This is a genomic window from Candidatus Neomicrothrix sp. (assembly GCF_035329545.1).
Lineage (GTDB): Bacteria > Actinomycetota > Acidimicrobiia > Acidimicrobiales > Microtrichaceae > Microthrix > Microthrix subdominans.
The window spans coordinates 1-5654 of record NZ_DAOLGP010000068.1 but is presented as its reverse complement, the minus strand read 5'-3'; the positions used below and the strand labels follow the sequence as shown (position 1 = coordinate 5654).

4 protein-coding genes are annotated in these 5654 nt (G+C 70.1%); 1 reads left to right on the top strand and 3 read right to left on the bottom strand.

Annotation, left to right across the window (positions count from 1 at the left end):
• Both PKD89_RS19485 and PKD89_RS19480 read right to left on the bottom strand, forming a co-directional pair.
• Positions 1-675 (bottom strand): helicase-associated domain-containing protein (locus tag PKD89_RS19485; RefSeq protein WP_324332879.1); only part of this gene is annotated, 675 nt, incomplete at its 3' end.
• Complete coding sequence (locus PKD89_RS19480) at positions 672-2870, bottom strand: helicase-associated domain-containing protein (RefSeq protein WP_289010419.1); 2199 nt, start codon at positions 2868-2870, stop codon at positions 672-674. The genes PKD89_RS19485 and PKD89_RS19480, both read right to left, overlap by 4 nt.
• A gap of 97 nt (positions 2871-2967) precedes the next feature.
• Between PKD89_RS19480 and PKD89_RS19475 the strand changes: the two genes are divergently transcribed.
• Positions 2968-3675 (top strand): hypothetical protein, encoded by a 708-nt coding sequence (locus PKD89_RS19475; protein ID WP_289010420.1) that lies wholly within the window; start codon positions 2968-2970, stop codon positions 3673-3675.
• Positions 3676-3704: 29 nt separating this feature from the next.
• Here the strand turns inward: PKD89_RS19475 and PKD89_RS19470 are convergent, their stop codons facing one another.
• Entirely contained in the window at positions 3705-5282 is a 1578-nt protein-coding gene (locus PKD89_RS19470) for an alpha-amylase family glycosyl hydrolase (RefSeq protein ID WP_287393379.1), read from the bottom strand.
• Between the last annotated feature and the right edge of the window lie 372 nt (positions 5283-5654).

Below are 5654 nucleotides of genomic sequence, written 5' to 3'. Positions count from 1 at the left end.
GGTTGCCAGGGCGGCCAGGCCGATGATGGTCTTGCCGGCGCCGCACGGCAGCGCCAACACGCCGTTGCCGCCCTCGACGTGGCCGTCGTGCCACCACGCCGCCAGCGCATCGGACTGATACGAGCGCAGCTCGGCGGTGAGCTCAGCGCCCTCCAGGCGGGTGCCCTTGGCATACCCGGCCTCATCCGCGGCGGGCCAGCCCAGGCGGATCAGCGCCTGCTTGAGCACGCCCCGGTCGCCGTTGCGCACGGCAAAGCGGTTGCCGTCCAGGCGGTCGCCCAGCAGCTCGGCCACCTGCTTGTCGCGGCTGACCTCCTCGAGCAGCGCCGGCTCGGCCGACGTGAGGGCCAGGGCGGCGGTGTCGTGGTCGCGCACCAACCGCAGGCGCCCGTAGCGGCCCATCTGGTCGTGCACCTCGGCCAGCACCGACGGCGCCACCGGGTACTTGGCCAGGCCGGTGATCGTGGCGGCCACGTCGCCCGAGCTCAGCCCGGACACCGCGGCGTTCCACAGCGACAGCGGCGTGATGCGATAGGTGTGGATGTGTTCGGGGGCCTTCTCCAGCTCGGCGAACCGTGCCAGCTTGGCCCGGGCCTCGTCGAAGCGCGGCGATGACACCTCGGCCAGCACCGACAGGTCGCCTTGCACGATCAGGGGGTTGGTCGGGTCGCTCATGTGCTCGCTCGCTGTGAGATCGACGCGGTCAGCGCCGCCACCAGGTGGTCGTCGAAGCCGATCGGCTTCGGGGAGGGCAGAGGATCCGCCGGGTCCGGCTGGTCGACGATCCACCCGGCGATGGCATCGTCCACCGGTGGGGGCAGCAGCGCATCGGTGCCCGTCGGCGACGCCGTGGATGGTGCGCTCGGGTCGGCCGAAGCTGCGCTCCCGATCGAGGTGATGGTCGCCTCGGCCGGGGTCGAGGAGGCGAGGACCACGCCCCTGGTGGCCAGCACGTCCCGAACACGGGCGGCGGTGAGCGGCGAGGTGGCCACGCCGGCCGCCAGCACGGTGAGCTTGGCCGGTTTGTGGCGGGCGGCGTCGGAGATCACCATCGGGTCGGCAGCGGTGATGACGCAGCCCACCTCGGTGACCGTCACCGGCGACACCGACCCCATTGCGTCGTCGATGAAACGCAGCACGGCCTCGGGCACCGGCACCGACGACCCGTCAGCGAAAAACCGCTGGACCTCCTCGGGGGAGGTGGTCGGTGCCGCCTGGGCCAGGCGCCGGGCCGAGAGCCGCCACACCGAGGCGCCGCCCTCGCTCTCCAGGTCGGCGTAGCGCATCAGCTGCGCCACCACGTCGGGGGCCATGTTCGGCGGGGCCACCACCGAATGGTCGGGTTGCACCAGGAAACTGCGGTCGCCGCCACCGACCACAGCGTTGACCGCGTCGGCCCCGCCGATGGCCGCACGCCCGGCCTCGGTCAGCCCCGGACGTCCCGGGTCGCCGATCAGGCCCAAAGCGGCGGCGGTGCCCAGGTGCTCGCTGAGTTCGTCGACGTCGCTCAGCGCCACGTGTCGCCCGGTGGCCAGCGCCATGAAGTCGCCACGCTCGATCGCCCGACCCTCGGGCATCGATGCGAGCACCGACACCAACAGCGATCGCTTGACCGACTGGGCGTAGGCGTCCTCGCCACGCCCACCCTCCAGCCAGGCCTCGACGAGGCTCAGCCAGCGGGTGCCCGCCTCGAGCCGGTCGAACTCGGCGACGCGACGCAGGTTGGGGCACCACCGCACGGGGTGGAACACCTTGCGGCCACGACCCCGGGCGGGCATCGCCTGGGCGTAGATCAGGCCCAGGTCGGCGGCCAGACCCCCGAGCAGCACCCCGAGGTCCTTGTCGATGCCGGTCGCTTTGGCGGCGCTGCGCCAGGTGGCCACCGGCGCCCGACGGTCGCCCGACTTCTTGCCCTCGACCGGATGATCGCCCAGGTGGGCCACCACGTCGCCCAGCTGGGCCACCACCCGGGTGGGGGCCATCGGGGTCTCCTGGACGGGAACACCGTCGACGTCTGGCGGCGGCACCAGCGCAGGCCCCAACGCCTTGCCGCACCCGTGGGCGACCTCCATGAACAGCGTCACGCTGTCGCCCCACCCCATCGAGGCGGTGATCAGCAGGGCCTCGACCAGCTCGCCGAGCGGCGTCATGTTGCCCCGAACGGGCGCATACAGCGACAGCAGATCGCGCGACGCCGCCCGGTACTGCACCGTGTTGGCGTTCATCAGGCTGTCGAGCGGCACCGATCCCGGCGCCTCATCGGAGTCGGTGAACCCAAATCGATCGACGGAGGTCAACTCGACGATGCGCCCGAAGAGTCGCCTGGCCTCGGGGCTCACCGACGACAGCGCCTTCTCGATCGTCGTTGGCTGGCGCAGGCCAGCGAGCACCGCCTCGCTCCGCTCGGCCTTGGTGGTGCCCGACCGTATGCCCATCCGGCGGCAGGCCATGGCGAGGCGGTCGCTGTTGATCGAGTTCACTGCGTTCTCGAGCATCGGCAGCGGCATCGGGATGTACCGGGCGATGTCGGGGTGCGACCGCAGCCGGTCGCCGCGGAAGACCGCCAACCCGGCGATGACCAGGTTGGACGCCTCGCGGTCGACCAGCTCCGGAGGCACCTCGGACGTTTCCAGAAGGGCGGCGTCGCGGCTGACGCCGCCGTGAAATCGGTCGAGCTGCAACAACCGGAGGCCCAACGGGCTGAGGCAGGGGAACAGCTCGTCGAACCCGCAGACGTGATGAAAGGGCAGCGCCCGATCCGGGGGTGCCGCAGGTGCCCGCAACACATCGGCCACGACGGGAAACGCCTGCAGCGCCGCAGCAATATCGTCGCCGGAGGGCGGATCGTTGAGGTTCCACGGTGGCGACATCGAGCAAACATCCTACGTGTGGTGCCCGACGATCCCCCACCGGCTCCCGGTCGCTGGGCACCCGGGCGCAGGTTGACGCTTCACATACGATGCGACGATGCCCATTCAACGGAACCGCAGGCGCGGCGCCTCGCTCGCCCTGGTCGTTTCGGTGCTGGTGGTCGTTTCGTCTGCCTGCGCCCCGGTGCCACGGCCCGGATCGGGCAACTTCACAGCGCGGGTGATCTCCAACGACGGCGCCTACACGGTCGGTGTGTCCCGAGGGGTGCTGACGGTGAGGAACGGGGGCTCCAGGCGGGGCGCCGACACACGAATCATCGTGACCGAGGCAGGAAGCCCAGGGAACTCGGTCTGCGCCACCATCAAGCCCATGCCGGGTGGGCTCACCGCTTATGCGCAGCCCGGGGTCGCCCTGCACGTTCGAACCGCCGGCGGCAGAACCACCGCCATCACGCTGACCAACAATGTCCTGTGGGGTGCACGGTGGAACTGGAACGTCCACTACATGGACAGCGGGCGTCGCCCGACCTATGCGCTCCTCGGATCGATCTCAGCACCTGGCTTCTACCGGCAGAGCATGCGCATGCCGGCCCTGCCGTGGCGGGTCTGCGCCCGAACCATCGGCAACTCCCTGCAAGGAAAGATCTGGAAGTCGGGCACGCGTGAGCCCGCGTGGGGAGACCCCAACTTCGGCGGATCGGTCACGCTCCCCCGAGGTCTTGCGACCGGCGGCGAATCGGGCGTGTTTGCAGGCCACCTCAGCCCCGGCCAACAGCTCAACTTTGGCGAGATCGGCCACTATTAGGCCCGTCCACCCTCGTTGAGCGCTGCCGCTCACCGAGGCGGAGCGGCCCAGAGTGCTTCGTCGGGCATCATGTGGCCCCCGACTACCTGGGCGACCGCACGGTCGGGGTGCGACGAGACCAGCGAGTTCCAGTCGGCGAAGCCCTCGAACACCACCGGCTCCGAGGTGAAGTTGACCGCGACCAGCACGTCGTCTGCGCCGTTGGTGTCGTCAGTACCGCCGACGCTCCGGCGCCAGGCGAGCACGCCGTCGTGATCGTGCACGATCTCATGGCCGCCCAGGCGCAGCGCATCCGACGCCGACCGCAGCGTCAGCAACCTGCGGTACAGGGCCAGCGTCGAAGAGGGATCGGCGCTCTGGGCCTCGACGCTGTGCTCGTCGGCCTCGGGCGGAAACGGCAGCCAGGTGCCGGGCGAGGCCCAGCCGTGGCCGGGCCCGATCGTCCACGGGATCGGCGCCCGGCAGCCGTCGCGTCGCCCGCCGGACGGATCGACGATCGCCTCGGGTGGCACCTCGGCGTCCTCGAGGCCGAGCTCCTCGCCGGCGTAGAGGAACGGCGTGCCCGGCAGCCCCAGCAGCAGCACGGCTGCGGCGCGGGCGACCGCCTCATCGCCCCCGAAGCGGGTGCGGTGCCGGGGGTTGTCGTGGTTGGACAGCACCCACGTGGTCTGGAAGCCCTTGGACGTGAAGTGCTCCTCGGCGCCGTCCAGGTTGCGCCGCCACGCCTCGGCCTCCCACGGCCCGAACATCGCCGGGAAGTTGAACGCCAGGTGCAACTCGTCGTCGCCCGTGCCGTAGTACTTGGCGATTCGGGCCGACTCCAGCAGGAACACCTCGCCGATCGCCACCCGGTCGTCGTACTCGTCGATCACCGAACGGATCTCCCGCACGTAGTCGTGGGTGAGCTCGGTGTCGATCAGCGCGACGGCGGGCAGGCCGGCCACCTCCTCGGGCACGTCGGCCAGTGCGGGGTCCTTACCCAGCCCGTGGACGACGTCGATGCGAAACCCGTCCACACCACGGTCCAACCAGAACCTCAGGGTGTCGGCCATGGCCAAGCGCACTTCGGGGTTGGCCCAGTTGAGGTCGGGCTGCTCGGGGCTGAACAGGTTGAGGTACCAGGCATCGGTGCGGGCGTCCCAGGTCCACGCCGGTTCGTCGGGCGGGAAGGCCCGGGTCCAGTTGTTGGGCAGCCGGTCGGGTGTGCCGTCGCGCCAGTGGTACCAGTCACGCTTGGGGTTGTCCCGCGACGAGCGCGACTCGACGAACCAGGGGTGGGCATCGCTCGAATGGTTGGGCACCCAGTCGAGGATCACCCGCAGGTTGCGGTCGTGGGCCCGGGCGACCAGCTCGTCGAAGTCGTCCAACGTGCCGAAGGAGGGATCGATGTCGCAGTAGTCGGCCACGTCGTAGCCGTGGTCGACCATCGGCGAGGTGAAGACCGGCGACAGCCAGATGGCATCGACGCCCAGCGTGGCGATGTGGTCGAGGCCGTCGATGATGCCCCGCAGGTCGCCCACCCCGTTGCCGGAGGTGTCCCGAAAACTGCGGGGATAGATCTGGTAGATGACGGCGCTGCGCCACCACGGGCCCGGTTCGGTGGTCATCGTCCCAACCTAGAGGCGGTGATACGGCGACGGGCGGGGGTTTGCCCGCGGGGGGGGCTTCGTCTATTTCAATTCCGACCGAGCCAACCAGCCGGGCCTGTGGCGCACCGACGGGACCGCCGCCGGCACGACCCTGGTCTACGCGACAACGCATCGGCTGACGGGCCTCACGGCGCTCGGAGACCGGCTGCTGTTCGCCAGCGACGAGACCAGCGGCAACGAGCTGTGGATCAGCGACGGGACATCCGCCGGCACGCATCTGCTCGACGACATTCAGCCGGGAAGCTCAGGCTCGAGCCCGACGAAGGGAATTGTGCTACAGGGGCAAATGTACTTCTTCGCCAATGATGGAAAAGCAGGTACTGAGCTCTG

Excerpts from the sequence above, each read along its gene's own strand:
- PKD89_RS19480 (WP_289010419.1), bottom strand. The coding sequence starts at position 2,870 with ATGTCGCCACCGTGGAACCTCAACGATCCGCCCTCCGGCGACGATATT.
- PKD89_RS19470 (WP_287393379.1), bottom strand. The coding sequence starts at position 5,282 with ATGACCACCGAACCGGGCCCGTGGTGGCGCAGCGCCGTCATCTACCAG.
- PKD89_RS19475 (WP_289010420.1), top strand. The coding sequence starts at position 2,968 with ATGCCCATTCAACGGAACCGCAGGCGCGGCGCCTCGCTCGCCCTGGTC.